We start from the raw sequence: 18,115 nt of genomic DNA, 5'->3' as shown, positions 1-18,115 counted from the left end.
CCGTGCAACAGAACGTCAAGGTGTGGAGCGGCGTCGTCCTCGCGGCGACGGCGCTCTTCGCCGGCGTGATCGTCGCCGCCGACGAGGGCCTCGCGCGCTCGATCGGCGGCGCGGTCGCGCTCGCCCTCTTCCTCGCGACGTGGTTCCTGTTCGGCCGTCGCGGCATCGGCGACGTCGACGGCTGCGGCCAGGACCCCCGCGCATCGACGACGGCGACCGTGCTGACGATCGGGGCGCTCGGCATGGGCGTCGCGAGCCTGCCGGAGCTCGCGCTCATGCAGGGCATCGTCTACCCGCTGGTGTGGACCTACTCGTTGAGCCGCCGCCGGGCGCTCGTCGCCAACGCGGTGAGCGCGGTCGTCGTCTTCGTCGCGTTCGTCGTCGCGCTCGGGCCGGCCGAGGGCCTGTTCAGCGGACTCGTCACCGCGGTCGTGTCGCTCGGCTTCAGCCTCGGCATGGGCTTCTGGATCTCGTCGATCGCCGAGCGCAGCACCCGCCGGCAGGCGCTCATCGACGAGCTCACCGCGACCCGCGAGCAGCTCGCCGAGGCGCACCGCGACGCTGGCGTGCTCGCCGAGCGCGAGCGGCTCGCCCGCGACATCCACGACACCGTCGCCCAGAGCATCACCGGGGTGGTGCTGCTCGCGCAGCGCGCCCGGCGCGAGCAGCAGTCGGCGGATGCCACGCTACCCGAGACCCTCGCCGTGCTCGAGGAGACCGCGCGCGCGGCGCTCGTCGAGGCGCGCTCGGTCGTGGCGGCGCTCGCGCCCGTGGAACTCGGCAGCGGCGGCATCCGCCCCGCCCTCGTGCGACTCGGCGAGCGCTTCGAGCGCGAGACCGGGGTGACCGTGATCGTCGACGCCCCCGAGGGCGCGGAGTTGCCCCGGGAGAGCGAGGTCGTGCTGCTGCGCTGCGCGCAGGAGGCGCTCGCCAACGTGCGGAAGCACGCCCGTGCCCGCCGCGTCACCGTGAGCTTCGGCATCGACGCCGGCCGGGCCGAGGTGATCGTGCAGGACGACGGCGTCGGGTTCGACCCCGCGGCATCCGCGCCCGGCTACGGGCTCGACGGGATGCGGGAGCGGCTCGCGCTCGCGGGCGGGCGCCTCGCGCTCGACAGCGGCGAGGGCGGCACGCGCGTCGCGGCGTCGCTGCCCGTGGCGGCCGTCGCGCAGCCGGAGGTCGCCCGGTGATCCGGGTGCTCGTGGCGGACGATCACCCCATCGTCCGCGGGGGCATCGTCGCGCTGCTCGACTCGGCCGACGACATCGAGGTGGTCGGGCAGGCCGCCGACGGGCTCGAGGCCGTGTCGCTCGCCGCCGGTCTCGAACCCGACCTCGTGCTCATGGACTTGCGGATGCCGGGCATCGAGGGCGACGAGGCGACCGCGCGCATCCTCGCGGCGCGGCCCGAGACGAAGATCGTCGTGCTGACGACGTACGAGTCCGACGAGGCGATCCTCACCGCGATCGAGGCGGGGGCGAGCGGCTACCTGCTGAAGGCGGCGCCGCAGGAGGAGATCCTCACGGGCATCCGCTCGGTCGCGGAGGGCGGCGTCGCCCTCGCGCCGCGGATGGCCGCGCTGCTCGTCAACCGGGTGCGCCGCCCCGTCGGGCCGAGTCTCAGCGCGCGCGAGTCGGAGGTGCTCGCCCTCGTCGCGGAGGGGCTCAGCAATCCGTCGATCGCGAAGCGGCTGTTCGTGTCGGAGGCGACCGTGAAGACCCACCTGGCCCACGTGTTCGAGAAGCTCGAGGTGAGCGATCGCACACGCGCGGTGACCCGGGCCATGGAGCTGGGGCTGCTGCCGCGGCGCTGAACCGGCTGTCGCTGACGGAGGAGTTCTCGCGGTTTCCGGTCCGAAATCGACCGGGAACGCCGATCTCTCCTCCGTTGTCGACCGCGCTACCCGGCGACGAGCTCGCGCAGGCGGATCGCGTCGAACGGGGCGTGCACCTTCGCGTCGTTGTCGAAGTACACGTAGACGTCGAGCCCGGCGTCGCGCCAGGCACGGATGTCATCCGCCCACCGCGTCAGCTCCTCGTCGGTGTAACCGCTCGTGTAGAGCTCCTGCGACCCGTGCAGCCGCACGTAGACGTGGTCGCTCGTGACGTCGGTGAGCAGCGGCCAGCGGCCGGCGGTGTCGGCGACGACGAGGCCGATGTCGTGCTCGCGCAGCAGCTCCGGGACCTCCGGTCGGGTGAAGCTCTCGTGCCGCACCTCGAGGGCGTGCCGGATGGGCTGCTCGGTTTCCGCCTCGAGCACCGTGCCTCCGCGCGGCTCCTTGTCGTAGCGCGCGGCGAGCGTCGCCGCCTCGGTCGTCGTGCGGGGCAGCTGATCGAAGAACGCCGCGAGCACGTCGGGCTCGAACGGCACCCTCTCGGGCAGCTGCCAGAGCACCGGCCCGAGCGTCGGCCCCAGCGCGAGCAGGCCGCTCGCGAAGAAGTTGGCGAGGCCGCCCTCGACGCCGCGCAGCCGGCGCATGTGCGTGATGAAGCGGCCGCCCTTGACGGCGAACACGAAGTCCGCCGGCACCGCCTCGCGCCAGCGGCGGTAGCTTGCCGGGCTCTGCAACGAGTAGAAGGAGCCGTTTATCTCGACGCTGTCCATGCGCTCGGCTGCGTACTCGAGCTCGCGCCGCTGCGGCAGTCCCTTCGGGTAGAACACCCCGCGCCAGGAGGCGTACCGCCAGCCGGAGATCCCGATCCGCACGACGCCCGCCATGCTCCTGCGGTACCCCGATGGGCGGCGGATGCCTCGGGGCGAGCTCACCTGGCGGCGACTGTACGGGAACTGCTGTGCCGCCCGGCTCGAAGCGGCGGTTTCCGTACATTCGGCGCTCCGAGCGTGAGGGGGCTCGGGCATGCACCCTGCATCGGGCGCGCTCGCGCCGGCGGCATCCGACCCCGCCACGAAGCGGCGAGCCCGCCATCGACAGATGGCGGCGTCGGGGGCCGATGGCGAGGTTGCGACGGATGCCTCGCGGCCGGGAGCAGAAGACGGTTGGATGTGCCTGTGGGCGCCAGCACCGGAGGCCGGACGGAGAGCGGGACGAACCGCGCGGTCGTCGCGCTCGGGGTCGCCGCCGTGGTCTCGTGGGCGCTGTCGTACTCGTGGCTAATCGGCGTCGTCGTGCCGATGCCCGCGTTCGAGTACGAGGTGTCGCCGTGGCTCGTCGTCGAGATCGCCGCGGTCGTGCTCGGGGTCGCCGCGGTCGTGGTCGCGCTGGTCGCGGCTGGCAGGGGCGGCACGAGTCGCCGGGCGCGGGTGTGGGCGTGGATCGGCGGTGCCGCCGCCCTGCTCGCCGGCGTGAGCCTCGCGTGGGCGGCGTGAGCGGCTGCTGAGGGGTTGCGTCTCGATACGGCCGCTGCGCGGTCGGGATGAGCGGCTGGTCTCGATATGGCCGCCGCGCCGCCTACTCGACCGACGGGAAACGGGCGAAGCCGACGGGAAAGCCGCCTACCGGCGGGCCGGCGCTACAGGCTGATGCCGATGAGGTTCGGCTCCGGCTCGAGGTGAACCCCGAACTGCGAGAACACGCGGATCTGCACGTAGCGCGCGAGCTCCGAGATCTCCTCCGCGGTGGCGCCGCCCCGGTTCGTGAGCGCGAGGGTGTGCTTCGACGAGACCGCGGCGCGGGAGCCGGGCAGGGCGAAGCCCCGGCCGATGCCGGCGCGCTCGATCAGCCACGCGGCGCTGAGCTTGACCCGGGCCGGCTGCACAGCGCGCGGGGCGGGAACCTCGCCGAGCGGAAGCACGAGGTCCTCGGGCTCCGGATCGACGGGCCAGCGCGGCGCGTCCTCGGGCAGCTTGCGCGCCTCGTTCTCGGGCACGATCGGGTTGGTGAAGAAGGAGCCCGCGCTCACCGAGTCGGTGTCGTCGGCGACGAGCACCATGCCCTTCCTCCGGCGCAGCTCGAGCACCGCCCGGCGCACGTCGGCGAGCGGCACGGTGTCGCCGAGCTGCACCCCGAGCGCGGTCGCGAGCTGCGGGTACGCGACCGGCGTCGAGACGCCGCCGGTGTCGGCGAGGTCGAACTCGACCGCGAGCACGATGCCGCGGCGGCCGCGCTTCAGCGCCGAGGTGCGATAACCGAGGGCGAGGTCGACGGCGCTCAGCATCATCCGGTCGCCGGTCTCGTGATCCAAGAAGTCGATCGCCGCGAGGCTCGACGAGACCTCGGCGCCGTACGCGCCGATGTTCTGCACGGGCGAGGCACCGGTCGACCCGGGGATGCCGGACAGCGGCTCGAGCCCCGCCCAGCCCTGCTCGACGGTGTAGGCGACGAGCGCCTCCCAGTCCTCGCCGGCCTCGACGCGGATGCGGGCACGACCGGGCGCCGCGTCGAGGCGACGGATGCCGCGGGTCTCGACCTTCAGCACGGTGCCGTCGAACCCGTCGTCGCCGACCAGCAGGTTGGAGCCCCCGCCGAGCACGAGCCACTCCTCGTCCGTCGCCCACACCTCGAGGGCGGCGTCGACGAGCTCGTCGGTGGTCGAGGCGCGCACGAGGCGCGCGGCCGGACCCCCGACGCGCAGGGTGGTGAACTCGGCGAGTGACGTCATCGGCGGACGAGCACCTGGGCCTTGCCGAGCACGGTCTGGCCCTCGTACGTCACGGTGAGGTCGACGCGCACCGAGTCATCCGTCACCGCGCCGACCTTGCCGACGACCGAGACGGTCGCGCCGGTGGCGGGGTCGACGACGACCGGGCGGGTGAAGCGCACCTGGTAGTCGGCGACGCGACCGGGGTCGCCCGCCCAGTCCACGACCGGCTGCACCGCGAGCCCCATCGTGAGCATGCCGTGGGCGAGCACGCCCGGCAGCCCGACCGAGGCGGCGACGTCGTCGCGATAGTGGATCGGGTTGAAGTCGCCGGATGCCCCGGCGTACCGCACGAGCGAGTCGCGCGTGAGCTCGTAGGTGGCCTCGGCCACGACGTCGCCGACGGTGGCGTCCTGCACGGAAGTCATGCGTCCCCCCTCACGACGAGCGTCGAGATCGCGGTGACGACGTGCTCGCCCGCCGCGTCGACGATCTCGGACTGCGCCGTCACCATGCTGTTGCCGCCGAGGCTCTTGACGCTCGTCACGGTGAGCGTCGCGGTGAGCTCGTCGCCGGCGACGATCGGGCGGGTGAAGCTGAAGCGCTGGTCGCCATGCACGACGCGCGAGAAGTCGATGCCGGCACCGGGCTCCGCGAGCAGCTGGGCGAGCGTGTGCTCCTGCACGACCACGGCGAAGGTGGGCGGGGCGACGACGTCGGCGTAGCCGGCCGCGCGGGCGGCCTCGGGGTCGAGGGACAGCGGGCTCGTCGCGAAGACGGCGCGGGCGAACTCGCGCACCTTCTCCCGCCCGACGAGGTAGGGCGCGACGGGCGGGAAGGTCCGCCCCTGCAGCTCCGGGTTCACAGGCACCCGACGAGTTTAGAGGCGGCGGCTCCGTCGGAGGGGGCTGGCGCTCCTCCGGGGGCCCCGACGTAGTGTCGAAGAATGCTGCACAGAGACGTCGCCCCGGGCATCCACCGCATCGAGCACGCGGACACCAACTTCTACCTCGTGCAGGACGGTCAGCGCCTGCTGCTCGTCGACGCCGGCCTCGCGAAGTCGTGGCGGCACCTGCTCGACGCCGTGCACGAGCTCGGCCGCCGCGTCGAGGACATCGAGGCCGTCGTGCTGACGCACGGGCACTTCGACCACGTCGGCGTCGCGGAGCGGGTGCGGAAGACGTCGAAGGCGACGGTCTACGTGCATCCCGAGGACGACCACCTCGCCCGGCATCCGTACCACTACCAGCACGAGCACTCCCGCACCGCGGCCATCGTGCGCCACCCGAAGGGACTCGGACCGCTCGGCAAGATGCTCCTCGGCGGCGCGATCGGCATCCAGGGAGTGCGCGACACCCGCTACTTCGGAACCGGGGTCTCGCTCGGCGTGCCGGGGTCGCCGATCGCGATCCACGTGCCCGGGCACACCGACGGCAGCGTCGCGCTGTGGTTCGAGGAGCAGAGCGCACTGCTCACGGGCGACGCCCTCGTGACGCTCGACCCGTACACGGCAGAGAAGGGGCCCCGAACCATCTCGGGCGCCGCGACGAAGAACCATCTGGACGCCCTCGCCTCTCTCACTCATCTGACGGAAACGAACGCCAGACTCGTGCTGCCCGGGCACGGAGAGCCGTGGACCGAGGGCATCGCGTCCGCGGTCGAGCTGGCCCGGACTCCGCACGACTGAGGAGAAGGATCGACATGGCGGAGCAGAACTACCTCGAGGACCCGAAGGTGCGCGAGGTCATCGCCAACGTGAACGCCTCGCACAACCGTCTGCCCGTCGACCAGGTGCTCGCCGTGCTGCACGAGTCGCTGCGCTCCGTCACCCCCGACAGGCAGGAGCCGATCCCTCACCCCGAGGTGACGCGGATCGCCGAGCAGATCAGCGAGGGCACCTGGAAGCAGGTCTGATGGGCTTCGACGAGGACTTCCTCGGCGAACGGATGCCGCTGCCGGCGGCCCCCGGCGACTCGATCACCCTCGACTACGAGCACTTCACCGTCGAGCAGAGCGTCGAGCGACGGCTCGCCTTCTATGCGGCGGTCAACATCGACGGCTCCGCCCTCGTCGAGCTGGAGCGCGGTGACGACTGGCGCCTCGACGAGCGCGCGGGCGACGCCCAGCTCGGGCCGGAGCTGTACGCCCGCAACGACCTCGACCGCGGCCACCTCGTGCGCCGGCGCGACCCGGTGTGGGGGCCGCGGGAGGTCGCCCGGCGGGCGAACTCCGACACGTTCCACTACACGAACGCGGCTCCGCAAGCCGCCGGCTTCAACCAGTCGAAGGAGCTCTGGCTGGGGCTCGAGGACCACATCCTCGAACACGCGCGCCGGTACGACGGCCGGCTGAGCGTGATCACCGGTCCGGTCTTCGCCGACGGCGACCCGCTCTACCGGGGCGCCCTCCTTCCGCGCCGTTTCTTCAAGGTCGCCGCCTGGCACGACGGCAGCGGCCTCGCCGCGACGGCGTACCTGCTCGACCAGTCCACGCTGCTCGCCGGACTGGGCCTGCGCCAGGCGCTGCCACCGCTCGGCGGGTTCCGCACCTTCCAGGTGCCGGTGGCCGAGATCGCCGAGCTGACCGGACTCGCCATGCCAGAGCTGACCGCCGCCGACCGGCTCGTGCCCGCGGGGGTGCGGCCCGGCGCCGGCTGGCGCGAGCTCACCTCCTACGCGGACGTCGCGCTCTAGACGCTGCGCGGGAGCACCGTCAGCACGCGCTGGATGTGGTCGCGGAACTCCTCCATGTAGGTGCGGAGGAACTTCTCGGTGCTCTCGTCGTGGATGGTGCCGTCGTCGCCGTAGATCTCGGGCTTGAAGTAGATGTAGGCCTCCGGCGCGGTCATCTGCCGGGCGTTGCAGAAGCTCAGCACGCCGCGCAGGCTCTGCTGGGCGACGGCCGTGCCGATCTGACCGATCGAGGCGCCGATCACGGCGGCGGGGATGTGGTCGAACGAGTTCTGACCCCACGGCCGCGACGCCCAGTCGATCGCGTTCTTGAGCGCCCCGGGGATCGACCGGTTGTACTCCGGGGTGACGAACAGCACGGCATCCGACCGCCCGATCGCCTCCTTGAGCTCGACGGCGGCGGGCGGGTAGGCGTCGTCGTAGTCGGGGCTGTAGAGCGGGAGGTCGCGGATGCCGATCTCGGTGAACTGCAGCTCCTCGGGAGCGATCCGGATCAGCGCGTTCGCGAGGACCCGGTTGATGGACTTCGAGTAGAGGCTGCCGACGAAGTAACCGACTTGATACGTGCGCACTCTTCGCACGCTATGCCGCCCCACTTCGTCGGGTAAGGGGCTTGCGGATGCCTCAGGGCGCGGGAACGGGTACGAGCCGAGCGCTCGCGACCCGGCGCGCTCCCGCCGCGATCACGGCGACGCTGGCGAGGGACGCGAGCCCGACGATCCCGAGGGCGAGTCCCGCGACGATCCCGTCAGGCCGCACGATCGACTGACCGATCAGCGCCTGGTAGGTCACGAGCGCGATGCCCGCGGCGTAGGCGAGGGTGCCGATCGCGACGAGGCGCACGCGCACGGTGGCATCCGCAAGCGCCGGCACCCGCCGGGCGGCCAGCTCGAGCGCCCAGCAGGCGAGCGGGATGGCCTGCAGCGCGTGCATGCCGACGAAGTGCGGGATGCGCAGGTCGCCGCCGACGGTGCTCCAGCCGAGGATCGGCAGCCCGGGGCCGCCGTCGGGGAGGCCGACGGTGTGAGCGCCGGCGATGCCCCGGAAGTCGGCGAGCTGCGCGGTGGTCGGGGCGGTCATGAGGAACGCGAGGGCCATGCCCGCGAGGCCGAGCACGACGGCCGACCGCACCGCGAGGGAGCGCGCGGGGTCGCCGAGGGGTGCACGGAAGAGGGCGATCGCCACGACGATCTGGGCGACCCAGACGATGCCGATGAGCGTACCCATGCTGCTCCACAGCGCCGTCGCGAGCGGGCTCGAGACGTTGAAGTGGCTCGTCGTGCCGAGCGCGGCCGCGCCGGTGATGATGACGAGTTCGAGCGCGAGCCCCACGGCGGCGACCGTGCCCGCCCACCAGGCGATGCGGCTCCTCCCCGGCAGCAGCGACAGCAGCCAGGCGAGCGTGAGGGCGTAGATGAGCGTCGACAGGGCGAACTTGAGGGGCTTCGCCCACAGGGGCAGGCCGGTGACCTCACGCGGGTCGACGACCAGCCCGACGAGGGCGACGACGGTCAGCGCGGCCATCGCCGCGCCGAGCAGCAGGAGCGGACGGTGGTAGGAGCGGAACGCGGTGACCATGCCTCGACGCTAGGGACGTGCGGGCGCCGGGTCTTTCCCCCGATCGGATGATTCGCGCTCCCCCGATCGGGATGACCCGCGCTCCCCCGGTCGCCCCTGGGCGACGTCGGCGGGACGACGTACAGTGTTCTGCGCAGGGCCGGCTGCTTCGACGTATCGACTCGACTACGGGAAGCAGGAATGTGGGAACCGCCCTGGCCGCCGATCCAGATCAGCGACTGCGAATGGGTCGTCGTGCGTGACGATCCGAGGCGTCCGGCCGCGCTCATCCGGCGCATCGACACCGACCCGCCGCACTTCCGCGTGGTCACCTGGGCCGAGCGGTCGGAGGACCGCCGGCTGGTCGGCCGCTTCACGTCGCTCGCGGCGGCCGACCGGTCGCTGAAGTTCCGCGTGCCCGAGGGTGCCGGCCCCGGCCCGTTCCAGGGCTACCCGAAGTGGGTGCCGCTGCACCCGTGGCACCTCATCACGCAGGTCGACAGGTACCGCGGCTGACGCCGGCGCCCTCCGCTCGCTGAGCATCGGCTGAACGTCCGCCAGCGGAGGTTTGGAGCACGCTCAGGAGTGGGACAGCAGGAGGGACGACCTCGAGAAAGTAGGAGAGCCATGCCTGACGTGCTCGAAGACGGCTTGCGCACCGTCGTGAACTTCGTTCCCCAACTGCTGCTGTTCCTCGTCATCCTGATCGTCGGGCTGATCGTGGCGAAGCTCATCTCGAAGGGCCTCGAGAAGGTGCTCGAGCGCGTCGGCTTCGACCGCCTGGTCGAGCGCGGCGGCGTGAAGAAGGCGCTCGAGAAGTCGCAGTTCGACGCCTCCGACATCATCGCGAAGATCGTCTACTACGCCCTCGTCCTCTTCGTGCTGCAGTTCGCATTCGGTGTCTTCGGCCCGAACCCGGTCAGCGACCTGCTCGAGGGCATCATCGCCTTCCTGCCGCGCATCGTCGTCGCGATCATCATCGTCATCGTCGCCGCCGCGATCGCCGCCGGGGTCAAGACGCTGCTGCAGAACACGCTCGGTGGGCTCTCCTACGGCCGGATCGTCGCGAACATCGCGTCGATCTTCATCATCTTCCTCGGCATCACCGCGGCCCTGAACCAGGTCGAGATCGCCACGACCGTGACCACCCCGGTGCTCATCGCGGTGCTCGCGATCATCGGCGGCATCCTCGTCGTCGGCGTCGGCGGCGGTCTCATCAAGCCGATGCAGTCGCGCTGGGAGACCTGGCTCGCCAAGGCCGAGCAGGAGGCGCCGCGCGCCAAGGCCGAGGCGGATGCCGCGCCGAGCGTGACCGAGCAGGTGCGCCAGGCCGCGCCGACCGCGAAGACCCCGCGCGCACCGCGCAGCCGCAAGACCTCCACCGCGACTCCCCCGCCGCCGCCCGCGGTGGCCGACCGCGTGGACACCCAGACCCCTCCGCCGCCCGTCGACCCGACGACACCGCGCGGCTGAGTGGACGCGACCCGGCGACCCGAACGCCGGGAGCACCACCGAGGGGGCTGGGACCGCGAGGTCCCGGCCCCCTCTACATGTCAGCTCAGCGTGCCGCCCGACACGAGCAGGTCGACGCCCTCGTGGGCGAGCACTGCCTCGACGGCCACGCGCAGCCCGCGCACGAGTTCGGTCAGGTCGGGGGCGAGCGCGTCGTCGCCCGCGAGCTCGGTGGTCGCGGGCACGTGCACGAAGCCGGAGCGGAGCCCCGGCAGCCCCTGCAGCGTGTAGAAGACGTGGTTGCAGACGAACGTGCCGGCCGAGTTCGAGACGGATGCCTGCAGGCCCGCGCCGTGCAGGGCGGCGACGATCGTCTTGATCGGCAGGGTGCTGAACCTCGCCGGAGCGCCGTCGGCCTCGATCGGGACGTCCACCGGCTGCGCGCCGTCGTTGTCGGGGATGCGGGCGTCGTCGACGTTGATCGCGACCCGCTCCACCGTGATGCCGCGACGGTTCGCCGCGAGGCCGGTGGCGATGACGACGTCGGGGTGGTGCTGTTCGATGGCGGCGAGCAGCGCGTCATCCGCGCCGTCGAACGAGACGGGCAGCCGCGCGGCGACGAGCGTCGCGCCGCCGCTCCACTCGCGCACGAGGCGCTCGACCGCCTGCCAGGACGGGTTGACCGGGTCGCCCGCGAAGGGTTCGAAGCCGGTGAGCAGCACGGTGGTCATCGGGCCAACCATAGCCGCCGCGGGGCCGCGCACCGAGGCCGCAACTGGTCGTGTAAGCGCTTTCTTCGAGACGCGAAAGCACGTACCATGGCGACACCGAGCGCGGGGAAAGCGCTTGCTGCACCTCGAGGAGACGTATGACGAAGACGCTCGTCACCGGCGGATCAGGACGCCTGGGGCGCACGGTCGTCGCCGAGCTCGCGGCCGGCGGACACGACGTGGTGCCCGTCGACCGCGTCATCCGCGACGACGGCCCCGCCCGGGAGGTCGCGGTCGACCTCACCGACGAGGACGCGACGCTCGCGCTGTTCGAGGCCGAGCGCCCGGACGCCGTCGTGCACCTCGCCGCCATCGCGGTGCCGTTCTCGGCGCCGGAGGGCGTCATCCTGCGCACGAACGCCGCCCTCGCGATGTCGGTGCTCGGGGCGGCGGCCGCGGTCGGCACCCCGGCGGTGCTCGCCGCGAGCAGCCCGACGGTGATCGGGTACGGCAACCCCCAGGGCTGGCTGCCCGTGCACCTGCCCCTCGACGAGACGCACCCCGTCGCGCCGTGGAACGCCTACGCCCTGTCGAAGCTCCTGATCGAGCAGACGGTGGGCATGTTCGCCCGCAGCACGAGCGGCCAGGTGTGGGGCGCGTTTCGTCCGTGCTTCGTGCTCGCCCCCGAGGAGTGGAAGGGCGCTCCCACCCAGCAGGGGCACACGATCGCCGAGCGATTGGCCGACCCCTCGCTCGCCGTGGTGTCGCTGTTCAACTACGTCGACGCCCGCGACGCGGGGCAGTTCGTGCTCCGCTGGATCGAGGCGGCCCGGCCCGAGCTCAACGGCGAGGTCTTCTTCGTCGGGGCGGATGACGCCCTGTGCACCGGCGACGTGCGCGAACTGCTGACCGCGTCGTACCCGGCACTCGCACCGCTGCTCGCCGACCTGCCCGCCGACGGGCCGCTGTTCACCGCGGAGAAGGCCGAGCGCCTGCTCGGCTGGGCGCCGACGCGGTCGTGGCGCAGCGAACTCGAGCGCGTCACGACCTAGCGGCCGCCGCTAGGCGGGCGACACCCGCAGTACCCGGAGTCCCGCGCGCTCGATCGCGGCGAGCGCGCGAGTGCGTCCGACCCGCCGCCACCGGGCTGCCTGCGGCGGCCGCACCCCGCCCGCCTCGACCTGCAGCAGGATCTCGGCGGCGAGCGGCCGCAGCACCCGGCGCGGCAGCAGCCGGCTCGGTCCGCGCTGGATGACGGCGACCCGCACCGCACGGTCGGTGAGGTACCGGCTCGTCTCGCGCACCGCCTGCGTCGCCTTGTAGAGGTCGGAGCGCGCAGTCTCGTGGCGGAGGGCGAGCACCGCGACGTCGGCGCGCTGTTCGGGAGGCAGGTCGCGCGAGTCATCCGGTTCGAGGATCTCGACCCCGCCCTCCTGGAGCCCGTGCCGGAAGGCCTCGAGCAGCCCCTCGGCGTCGCCGTAGAGCAGCACCCGTGGTGCGCTGTCCTGCGTCGGCGCGGTCACCCCTTCTTCCTACCGCCTCAGCCGAGGGGACGGTGGCGCTGCTGCTGCCCCATCTCCCCATAGGGGTAGTCGGCGGCGGGCGGAGCGCTCACCTCGTCGAGGCGCGACCGCTCGGACTCGTCGAGCTGCACGTCGGCGGCACCGAGGTTGGTCTCCAGCTGCTCGACGGTGCGGGCGCCGAGGATCGGCGCGACGACGCCGGGCCTGCCGCTCAGCCAGGCCAGGGCGACCTGGGCGAGCGGCATGCCGCGGGCCTCGGCGATGTCCTGCACGGCGGCGAGCACGTTCCAGGTGCGCTCCTGCCCGCTGCGCCGGTCGTAGGCCTCGACGCCGCGCTGCGGATCCTCACCGAGCCGCGTGGCTCCCGTCGGCCGCTCGTCGGCGCGGTACTTGCCGGTGAGCCAGCCTCCGCCGAGCGGCGACCAGGGCAGCAGTCCCAGCCCGGCGTCGAGCGAGGCGGGCACGACCTCCCACTCGATCTCGCGCACGAGCAGGCTGTACTGCGGCTGGTTCGACACGAGCGGCACCCGGCTGCCCGCGAGCGCGACGGCCTTGGTCAGCTGCCAGCCGGTGAAGTTCGACAGCCCGGCGTAGCCGATCTTGCCGCTCGCGACGGCGTACTCGAGGAAGCCGAGGCTCTCCTCGAGCGGGGTCACCTGCTCGAACGCGTGCAACTGGTACAGGTCGACGTGGTCGACGCCGAGCCGGGTGAGGCTCGCGTCGAGCGCACGGCGGAGGTGGCGGCGCGAGATGCCCGCGTCGCGCGGTTCGACGCCGACCGGGAACCGGCCCTTCGTCGCGAGGAAGACCGAGTCGCGCCGCGCGGGATCGAGGTCGCGCAGCCAGCGGCCGATGATCGCCTCGGACTCGCCCGCGCTGTAGACGTCGGCGGTGTCGACGAGGGTGCCGCCGTGGTCGAGGAACGTGTCGAGCTGCTGCCGCGACACCTCCTCGGATGACTCCGAGCCGAAGGTCATCGTGCCGAGCGCGTAGGAGGAGACGACCGCGCCGGAGCGGCCGAGGGTGCGGTACTGCATAACCGAGCAGTTCCCCTATGTGGCGAGCAGTACACCGCGAGTGGTGGATCATATGACCGTGAGCGACACTCGCACGGACCGCGGGACGGACATGCTCGTCGTGATGGACGCGCTGCTCTCGGCGCAGGCGCGCTCGCAGCGGGAGAGCCGCGGCGAGTCGCTCAGCGTTCTCGAGCGCTCGGCGTACCGGGCGATCGTGGAGCACTACGACCGCGACGAGCCGCTGACCCCCGCCTCGCTCGGCGTCATCCTCGGGCTGCGCTCCGGGTCGGTGACGGCCCTCGTCGACCGCCTCGAGCAGGCGGGTCTCGTCGTGCGCCACCGCCGCAGCACCGACCGGCGGCTCCGCACGCTCGAGCCGTCGCCGGATGCCGAGACGCGGCTGCCGCTCGACTGGTTCTCGCGGCTCGTGGTGGACGCCGTCGAGGAGCTGCCCGTCGACGAGTGGGAGGTGTTCCTCGGCACGCTGCGCTCGATCATGGAGTCGATCGAGCAGGCGGAGGCGGAGCAGCGACGCGCGCCCCGGGTGTCGCAGAGCGAGCGGCGGTGGGAGATCTCCGGGCGACAGCTCGACAGCCTGAACGAGAGCGGCTGACCCCACTCTCCGACCGCCGGCGCTCTGTGCTGACTTCCAGGCGGTGTTGCCACGGTGAAAGCATGTACCGGGTCTCGTACGCCAACGGCGACTTCTTCACCGACGACCGCATCGCGCTCGCGCTCATCAAGTACGCGAACGTGCTCGCGATTGTCGACTCCGCCGACGTCGTCGAGATCCCCGGCGTCGACACCGACGGCAAGGTGCGGCGCATCCACCTCATCATCGGGCCGGCGAGTCAGATCGTGATGATGGAGACCGACCTCGACCACGTCGAGCTCCCGGTCGACGAGGCGGTGCACAATCTCGCCCGCCGTGCGCGTCAGCGCCTGCCCTCCTCTGAGGGCATCGGCGACTTCGGCCTCGATCCCGCGGATCCCGCCGCGACCACTCAGCCGGGCGAGCAATAGAGTTGCGGCAGGAAACGGCACGGGGCGCAGAGGAGGGGACAGCGCATGGGCACGCTCTCCTATGACGGAGCGACCGTCGAGTTCGACGATCGACTACTCGCGCACCTGCAGATCGTCATCGTGAACAAGTTCCGGCGCAACGAGAGCTTCGCGATCTCGTGGCTGAACTCCCTCGCCGACGGCGACGGGCGCTCGTCGATCTGGCTGACCCCGACGACCCCGGCGTTCTTCCGCTTCGCCGGGTCGCGGGCGATCGCGATCGACCAGAAGTGGGTGCAGGTGCTCAGCGAGTCCGCGAACAGCTCGACGGGGCTGATCGTCGTGGATGCGGAGCAGAAGCTGATGCGCGGCGCCAGCATCGTGCGCTGGCCGTAGCGCCGCGGAAACCAACGGCAGAAACGACAAAAGGCCCGGATCTCCGGGCCTTTTGTAGCGAGGGCGGGACTCGAACCCGCGACACCACGATTATGAGCGAACCTTTATCAGCGGTTTCTGCGGAATTGCCCCTGCGGGTTCTCCCCACGAACGTCTTGGCACTGTCTAGCGGCGCCTGACACCCGTTGCTGTCGAATGTGCGTGATAGGCGCGGGGTGGAATTACTAGATGTCGTCGCCAACCGTGGGTCGAGACGGCAAGGGAGAGCTGCAAACGAGGACGGCCGATGCCAATCAGCGCAGCATTCTCTGGAAGGCGAAGGGCAACTTTTCCCCTGTGAGCGCCTCGAGTGGCTGAGGCTATAACCTCTGCCTCAGCAGTGAAATTGATGACGCCGTGTGCCTCTTTTGCGCACCCTTCTAGCCGACCGCGGGAGGAGGACCCGCCGCTCGAGCCGCCCCTTCAGAGAGCAGGGCGGGCGGATACATTCCGGGGCATAACCGCTCAGAATCCACAGGAACCCCCCGGACGGCAATCCCGAGGTTTTCTTTACTTACGTGCTCGTGGTTCAAGTACCGAGCATGAAGAAGGGCGCCAAGCGACGCCTGCGACGCCGCACGAATGCGTACTGCGCCCACCACCAGACGAACGGGTAGTAGAACACCCACCACATCATGACGAGAGAAGCGGCCATCGGCCACCAGAGCAAAACAATGAGAGCGGTGATCACAGGGCTGCGACGGCGGTACACGAACTGGACTGTATTGGTTGGCCGCCATCGCAAGCGAATCCTCAGCTGGATTGCCCGGACTCCACCACCTTACCCGCACGCAACGAGCCGTGAGTAACGGGCAACGTCAGCGTCGGTGTCCCCAGTTAAGGGGCGCGCAGCAGGGCGGCTACTCCTATGGCGCAAACACATGGGAACGTCGCGCCGTGCGCAGACATCGTCCACCAGCCGATGAATCAGCGCGTGCTCGAGATCGCGTTGGGGAACCATCAGCCGCGCGGTCCTTCACAGGCCCTGGGCGCGGGCTTCAGACGGGACCGCTGAGACGTACACCGAAGCCTCGACCGGCTCGAGCACGAGCGAGCACGGGAGCAGCGCCTCATCGATCGATGTCGAGATTGTGGTCTAGAACGAGCACGCCGTCGCGGTGCGGCGGAAGACACCGACAGGACGGGACGACAAAGCTCGGCTTTGGGGCTCGGGGCGCGAGCACGTTCCGGTAACACAGGGACTCCTCGACGCTCACGATGCGAGTCGAAGTAGCGGCGCGGACCTTCCCACGGGTCCTGCCGCGCGTCGAGATAGCACGCGTTCGCGAGCGTCGTCCTGCAGAATTCAGGCTTTGAGCGAGATAGCCGCCGACCCCCTCAAAGTTTCATCGCACTGCTGCCATGGCGAAAGCTTTTTCGATGCTAGCGTGAGCCACTTCACATGTAATCCACAGGGGTTTTTATGCATCTTGCAATCTCTCGCTGTCTGGCAACGGCCGTTGCTGCCGCCGTTGTCGGCGGCAGCATCATCGCAGGGGCAGCGCCCGCTTCGGCGGCGTCGTCCTCTGCGACTCAGCTACTCAACTTGCTGGTGGTGGCTCCCGCCTCCACCAGTCCGGCGTACAACCGGGACGAATTCCAGCATTGGATCGACGCGGACGGCGACGGTTGCGACACCCGTTCGGAGGTTCTTCAGCAGGAGTCTACGGTTCCCGTGACCTTCTCGTCAGGATGCACTGTTGCGACCGGCCAATGGAATTCCTGGTACGACGGGACTACCTGGACCTTTGCGTCGGACGTCGACGTTGATCATTTCGTTCCGCTCAGCGAAGCATGGTCGTCTGGCGCCTCCGCGTGGACGCCGGAGCAGCGTCGCGCCTTCGCCAACGACCTCGACTTTGGACCTTCGCTCGAAGCAGTGACCGATAACGTCAATCAGTCCAAGAGCGACCGAGACCCCGCACAATGGCTGCCGCCGGTGACGAGCACGCACTGCGATTACGCAAGGAACTGGGTCCAGGTCAAGTACCGGTGGAACCTCACGATCGACACCTCCGAGCGTGCCGCTCTACAGAACCTCCTGGCCGGCCCCTGCGGTTCGGCAGCGATCGAGGTGCCGGCTAGGGTCGACGTTCCCACTCCTACCAATAGCCCCGCCGGTACGGCCACCATCACCGCTGGGCAGCAGCTCATCGGCGGCCAGTCGCTTCGCTCGCCCGACGGCCGCTACGTCCTGGCCTTTCAAACTGACGGCAACCTTGTCGCCTACGCACCGGGCAACCGAATCCTGTTCAGCTCCGACACGTGGGGACACTATGGCGCTGTATTCAAGATGCAGGCCGACGGCAACGCCGTCATCTACGCCAGTAACGGCCGTCCCATCTGGGACTCGAAAACCTGGCGAGACCCAGGCGCGCGTCTGACCGTTCAAAACGACGGCAACACCGTGCTCTACCGCACCAACAACACGGCCGCCTGGTCTACCGGCTGGGACCGCGTTGGCCTACGACCGGGGGACAGCCTGCTCCCTGGGCAGAGAATCACGTCTCCTAATGGTCGGTACCACCTAACGCTGCAGCGCGATGGCAACACCGTTGTATACGCGTCCGCGACTGGTCGCCCGCTCTACTCCGCTGGCTCTTACGGAGCGACGACCCTGCGGATGCAGGGCGACGGCAACCTGGTCGCCTACTACGGCAACGGCGCAGCCGCTTGGAACACCAACACCTGGCGCGAGGGAACCTCCTGGGTGAACATGCAGGACGACGGCAACTTGGTCATCTACCGAGCCGACGGCAGCCCCTCCTGGCGCTCAGGCTGGGATTCCGGCCAGTGGGCCGGGTCTCCTACGCCAGGCACGTATCTGCCCCGCCCCGTCGTCTACACCCCGCCGGCGACGCAACCCCAACCCCAACCCTCGGTCTACTACGCGAACTGCACCGCGGTGCGCAACGCGGGCAGAGCACCTCTGTACCGGGGCCAGCCCGGCTACCGATCCGCGCTCGACCGCGACAACGACGGCATCGCCTGCGAGTGGAGCTAGCTAGTACAGGAGCCCGGCCTCTCGTCCGTCCGCAACTCTGCGGGCGGACGGGAGGCTGAGCCTTCAATGTCGCCCGGCAGCAGACAGGGCAGCAGAGCGCCGCGCCCTCGAAACCTCAGCCGGAGCCAAGGAGACGGGCGGCAAGCGTGCCGCTGCGGCACTCGACGTTGTGTCCGCGGACCAGT

Annotated in this window: 23 protein-coding genes; 13 read left to right on the top strand and 10 right to left on the bottom strand. The window is 70.6% G+C overall.

Going from position 1 to position 18,115, the window contains the following annotated elements:
- The first annotated feature begins 2 nt into the window (after window positions 1-2).
- Complete coding sequence (locus tag JUB10_RS15005) at window positions 3-1,190, top strand: sensor histidine kinase (RefSeq protein WP_207454517.1); 1,188 nt, start codon at window positions 3-5, stop codon at window positions 1,188-1,190.
- The gene (locus JUB10_RS04595) at window positions 1,187-1,813 is read left to right on the top strand and encodes a response regulator (RefSeq protein WP_207454516.1); all 627 of its coding nucleotides are present in this window, start codon (window positions 1,187-1,189) and stop codon (window positions 1,811-1,813) included. Before JUB10_RS15005 ends, JUB10_RS04595 begins: the two co-directional genes overlap by 4 nt.
- A gap of 86 nt (window positions 1,814-1,899) precedes the next feature.
- Here JUB10_RS04595 and JUB10_RS04590 read toward each other — a convergent pair whose 3' ends face one another.
- Entirely contained in the window at window positions 1,900-2,718 is an 819-nt protein-coding gene (locus JUB10_RS04590; protein WP_207454899.1) for a DUF72 domain-containing protein, read from the bottom strand.
- A 291-nt stretch (window positions 2,719-3,009) separates the two neighbouring features.
- Between JUB10_RS04590 and JUB10_RS04585 the strand changes: the two genes are divergently transcribed.
- A complete protein-coding gene (locus JUB10_RS04585; RefSeq protein WP_207454515.1) occupies window positions 3,010-3,327 on the top strand; it encodes a hypothetical protein in 318 nt (105 codons plus the stop codon).
- 143 nt (window positions 3,328-3,470) lie between these two features.
- Here the strand turns inward: JUB10_RS04585 and JUB10_RS04580 are convergent, their stop codons facing one another.
- The 3 genes from JUB10_RS04580 to JUB10_RS04570 are packed head-to-tail and all read right to left on the bottom strand — an operon-like array spanning window position 3,471 to window position 5,409.
- Window positions 3,471-4,559, bottom strand: a complete 1,089-nt coding sequence (locus tag JUB10_RS04580) for a UDP-N-acetylmuramate dehydrogenase (protein ID WP_207454514.1) — start codon at window positions 4,557-4,559, stop codon at window positions 3,471-3,473.
- On the bottom strand, window positions 4,556-4,966 hold the full coding sequence (locus tag JUB10_RS04575) for a MaoC family dehydratase (RefSeq protein WP_207454513.1): 411 nt from the start codon (window positions 4,964-4,966) through the stop codon (window positions 4,556-4,558). Before JUB10_RS04575 ends, JUB10_RS04580 begins: the two co-directional genes overlap by 4 nt.
- The gene (locus tag JUB10_RS04570; RefSeq protein WP_207454512.1) at window positions 4,963-5,409 is read right to left on the bottom strand and encodes an FAS1-like dehydratase domain-containing protein; all 447 of its coding nucleotides are present in this window, start codon (window positions 5,407-5,409) and stop codon (window positions 4,963-4,965) included. Before JUB10_RS04570 ends, JUB10_RS04575 begins: the two co-directional genes overlap by 4 nt.
- A gap of 75 nt (window positions 5,410-5,484) precedes the next feature.
- Here JUB10_RS04570 and JUB10_RS04565 point away from each other — a divergent pair, with 75 nt between their 5' ends.
- The 3 genes from JUB10_RS04565 to JUB10_RS04555 are packed head-to-tail and all read left to right on the top strand — an operon-like array spanning window position 5,485 to window position 7,231.
- Window positions 5,485-6,225, top strand: a complete 741-nt coding sequence (locus JUB10_RS04565) for an MBL fold metallo-hydrolase (protein ID WP_207454511.1) — start codon at window positions 5,485-5,487, stop codon at window positions 6,223-6,225.
- Between the two features lie 14 nt (window positions 6,226-6,239).
- Entirely contained in the window at window positions 6,240-6,452 is a 213-nt protein-coding gene (locus tag JUB10_RS04560) for a hypothetical protein (RefSeq protein ID WP_207454510.1), read from the top strand.
- The gene (locus tag JUB10_RS04555) at window positions 6,452-7,231 is read left to right on the top strand and encodes a DNA/RNA non-specific endonuclease (protein ID WP_207454509.1); all 780 of its coding nucleotides are present in this window, start codon (window positions 6,452-6,454) and stop codon (window positions 7,229-7,231) included. Before JUB10_RS04560 ends, JUB10_RS04555 begins: the two co-directional genes overlap by 1 nt.
- Here JUB10_RS04555 and JUB10_RS04550 read toward each other — a convergent pair.
- Complete coding sequence (locus JUB10_RS04550) at window positions 7,228-7,800, bottom strand: NADPH-dependent FMN reductase (protein ID WP_207454508.1); 573 nt, start codon at window positions 7,798-7,800, stop codon at window positions 7,228-7,230. The genes JUB10_RS04555 and JUB10_RS04550 overlap by 4 nt on opposite strands.
- A gap of 52 nt (window positions 7,801-7,852) precedes the next feature.
- The gene (locus JUB10_RS04545) at window positions 7,853-8,806 is read right to left on the bottom strand and encodes a hypothetical protein (RefSeq protein WP_207454507.1); all 954 of its coding nucleotides are present in this window, start codon (window positions 8,804-8,806) and stop codon (window positions 7,853-7,855) included.
- 180 nt (window positions 8,807-8,986) lie between these two features.
- On the opposite strand from JUB10_RS04545, the gene JUB10_RS04540 reads away from it, so the two are divergent.
- Both JUB10_RS04540 and JUB10_RS04535 read left to right on the top strand, forming a co-directional pair.
- The gene (locus JUB10_RS04540; RefSeq protein WP_207454506.1) at window positions 8,987-9,301 is read left to right on the top strand and encodes a hypothetical protein; all 315 of its coding nucleotides are present in this window, start codon (window positions 8,987-8,989) and stop codon (window positions 9,299-9,301) included.
- A 111-nt stretch (window positions 9,302-9,412) separates the two neighbouring features.
- The gene (locus tag JUB10_RS04535) at window positions 9,413-10,258 is read left to right on the top strand and encodes a mechanosensitive ion channel family protein (RefSeq protein WP_207454505.1); all 846 of its coding nucleotides are present in this window, start codon (window positions 9,413-9,415) and stop codon (window positions 10,256-10,258) included.
- Between the two features lie 80 nt (window positions 10,259-10,338).
- Here JUB10_RS04535 and pcp read toward each other — a convergent pair whose 3' ends face one another.
- On the bottom strand, window positions 10,339-10,968 hold the full coding sequence (gene pcp / locus JUB10_RS04530; RefSeq protein ID WP_207454504.1) for a pyroglutamyl-peptidase I: 630 nt from the start codon (window positions 10,966-10,968) through the stop codon (window positions 10,339-10,341).
- Window positions 10,969-11,105: 137 nt separating this feature from the next.
- Here pcp and JUB10_RS04525 point away from each other — a divergent pair, with 137 nt between their 5' ends.
- A complete protein-coding gene (locus JUB10_RS04525; RefSeq protein ID WP_207454503.1) occupies window positions 11,106-11,999 on the top strand; it encodes an NAD-dependent epimerase/dehydratase family protein in 894 nt (297 codons plus the stop codon).
- Between the two features lie 9 nt (window positions 12,000-12,008).
- Here the strand turns inward: JUB10_RS04525 and JUB10_RS04520 are convergent, their stop codons facing one another.
- Together JUB10_RS04520 and JUB10_RS04515 are read right to left on the bottom strand one after the other, a co-directional pair.
- The gene (locus tag JUB10_RS04520; protein WP_207454502.1) at window positions 12,009-12,470 is read right to left on the bottom strand and encodes a hypothetical protein; all 462 of its coding nucleotides are present in this window, start codon (window positions 12,468-12,470) and stop codon (window positions 12,009-12,011) included.
- Window positions 12,471-12,487: 17 nt separating this feature from the next.
- Window positions 12,488-13,507, bottom strand: coding sequence for an aldo/keto reductase (locus tag JUB10_RS04515; RefSeq protein WP_207454501.1), 1,020 nt, complete (start codon window positions 13,505-13,507; stop codon window positions 12,488-12,490).
- A gap of 58 nt (window positions 13,508-13,565) precedes the next feature.
- On the opposite strand from JUB10_RS04515, the gene JUB10_RS04510 reads away from it, so the two are divergent.
- The 3 genes from JUB10_RS04510 (at window position 13,566) to JUB10_RS04500 (ending at window position 14,887) form a co-directional block, all read left to right on the top strand.
- Window positions 13,566-14,102 (top strand): MarR family winged helix-turn-helix transcriptional regulator, encoded by a 537-nt coding sequence (locus JUB10_RS04510; RefSeq protein WP_207454500.1) that lies wholly within the window; start codon window positions 13,566-13,568, stop codon window positions 14,100-14,102.
- 62 nt (window positions 14,103-14,164) lie between these two features.
- Window positions 14,165-14,512: a hypothetical protein gene (locus tag JUB10_RS04505; RefSeq protein WP_207454499.1), complete on the top strand. Its 348-nt coding sequence runs from the start codon at window positions 14,165-14,167 to the stop codon at window positions 14,510-14,512.
- A 45-nt stretch (window positions 14,513-14,557) separates the two neighbouring features.
- Window positions 14,558-14,887 carry a DUF7882 family protein gene (locus JUB10_RS04500; RefSeq protein ID WP_207454498.1) on the top strand — a complete coding sequence of 110 codons (330 nt, stop codon included), beginning with the start codon at window positions 14,558-14,560 and terminating at the stop codon, window positions 14,885-14,887.
- Window positions 14,888-15,455: 568 nt separating this feature from the next.
- Here the strand turns inward: JUB10_RS04500 and JUB10_RS14840 are convergent.
- On the bottom strand, window positions 15,456-15,581 hold the full coding sequence (locus JUB10_RS14840; protein ID WP_278250307.1) for a hypothetical protein: 126 nt from the start codon (window positions 15,579-15,581) through the stop codon (window positions 15,456-15,458).
- Window positions 15,582-16,349: 768 nt separating this feature from the next.
- Here JUB10_RS14840 and JUB10_RS14530 point away from each other — a divergent pair.
- Window positions 16,350-17,930 carry an excalibur calcium-binding domain-containing protein gene (locus JUB10_RS14530; RefSeq protein ID WP_242682159.1) on the top strand — a complete coding sequence of 527 codons (1,581 nt, stop codon included), beginning with the start codon at window positions 16,350-16,352 and terminating at the stop codon, window positions 17,928-17,930.
- Window positions 17,931-18,115 lie beyond the last annotated feature (185 nt).

Origin of the sequence: Desertivibrio insolitus (genome assembly GCF_017355965.1) — a bacterium.
Lineage (GTDB): Bacteria > Actinomycetota > Actinomycetes > Actinomycetales > Microbacteriaceae > JAFIQW01.
This window is presented reverse-complemented; position numbering and strand designations above follow the sequence as displayed.

Bases quoted from the DNA above. Each gene is read 5' to 3' on its own strand.
- JUB10_RS04590 (WP_207454899.1), bottom strand. From the start codon at position 2,718: ATGGCGGGCGTCGTGCGGATCGGGATCTCCGGCTGGCGGTACGCCTCC.
- JUB10_RS04580 (WP_207454514.1), bottom strand. From the start codon at position 4,559: ATGACGTCACTCGCCGAGTTCACCACCCTGCGCGTCGGGGGTCCGGCC.
- JUB10_RS04575 (WP_207454513.1), bottom strand. From the start codon at position 4,966: ATGACTTCCGTGCAGGACGCCACCGTCGGCGACGTCGTGGCCGAGGCC.
- JUB10_RS04565 (WP_207454511.1), top strand. From the start codon at position 5,485: ATGCTGCACAGAGACGTCGCCCCGGGCATCCACCGCATCGAGCACGCG.
- JUB10_RS04560 (WP_207454510.1), top strand. From the start codon at position 6,240: ATGGCGGAGCAGAACTACCTCGAGGACCCGAAGGTGCGCGAGGTCATC.
- JUB10_RS04555 (WP_207454509.1), top strand. From the start codon at position 6,452: ATGGGCTTCGACGAGGACTTCCTCGGCGAACGGATGCCGCTGCCGGCG.
- JUB10_RS04545 (WP_207454507.1), bottom strand. From the start codon at position 8,806: ATGGTCACCGCGTTCCGCTCCTACCACCGTCCGCTCCTGCTGCTCGGC.
- JUB10_RS04540 (WP_207454506.1), top strand. From the start codon at position 8,987: ATGTGGGAACCGCCCTGGCCGCCGATCCAGATCAGCGACTGCGAATGG.
- JUB10_RS04535 (WP_207454505.1), top strand. From the start codon at position 9,413: ATGCCTGACGTGCTCGAAGACGGCTTGCGCACCGTCGTGAACTTCGTT.
- pcp (WP_207454504.1), bottom strand. From the start codon at position 10,968: ATGACCACCGTGCTGCTCACCGGCTTCGAACCCTTCGCGGGCGACCCG.
- JUB10_RS04525 (WP_207454503.1), top strand. From the start codon at position 11,106: ATGACGAAGACGCTCGTCACCGGCGGATCAGGACGCCTGGGGCGCACG.
- JUB10_RS04515 (WP_207454501.1), bottom strand. From the start codon at position 13,507: ATGCAGTACCGCACCCTCGGCCGCTCCGGCGCGGTCGTCTCCTCCTAC.
- JUB10_RS04505 (WP_207454499.1), top strand. From the start codon at position 14,165: ATGTACCGGGTCTCGTACGCCAACGGCGACTTCTTCACCGACGACCGC.
- JUB10_RS04500 (WP_207454498.1), top strand. From the start codon at position 14,558: ATGGGCACGCTCTCCTATGACGGAGCGACCGTCGAGTTCGACGATCGA.
- JUB10_RS14840 (WP_278250307.1), bottom strand. From the start codon at position 15,581: ATGGCCGCTTCTCTCGTCATGATGTGGTGGGTGTTCTACTACCCGTTC.
- JUB10_RS14530 (WP_242682159.1), top strand. From the start codon at position 16,350: ATGCATCTTGCAATCTCTCGCTGTCTGGCAACGGCCGTTGCTGCCGCC.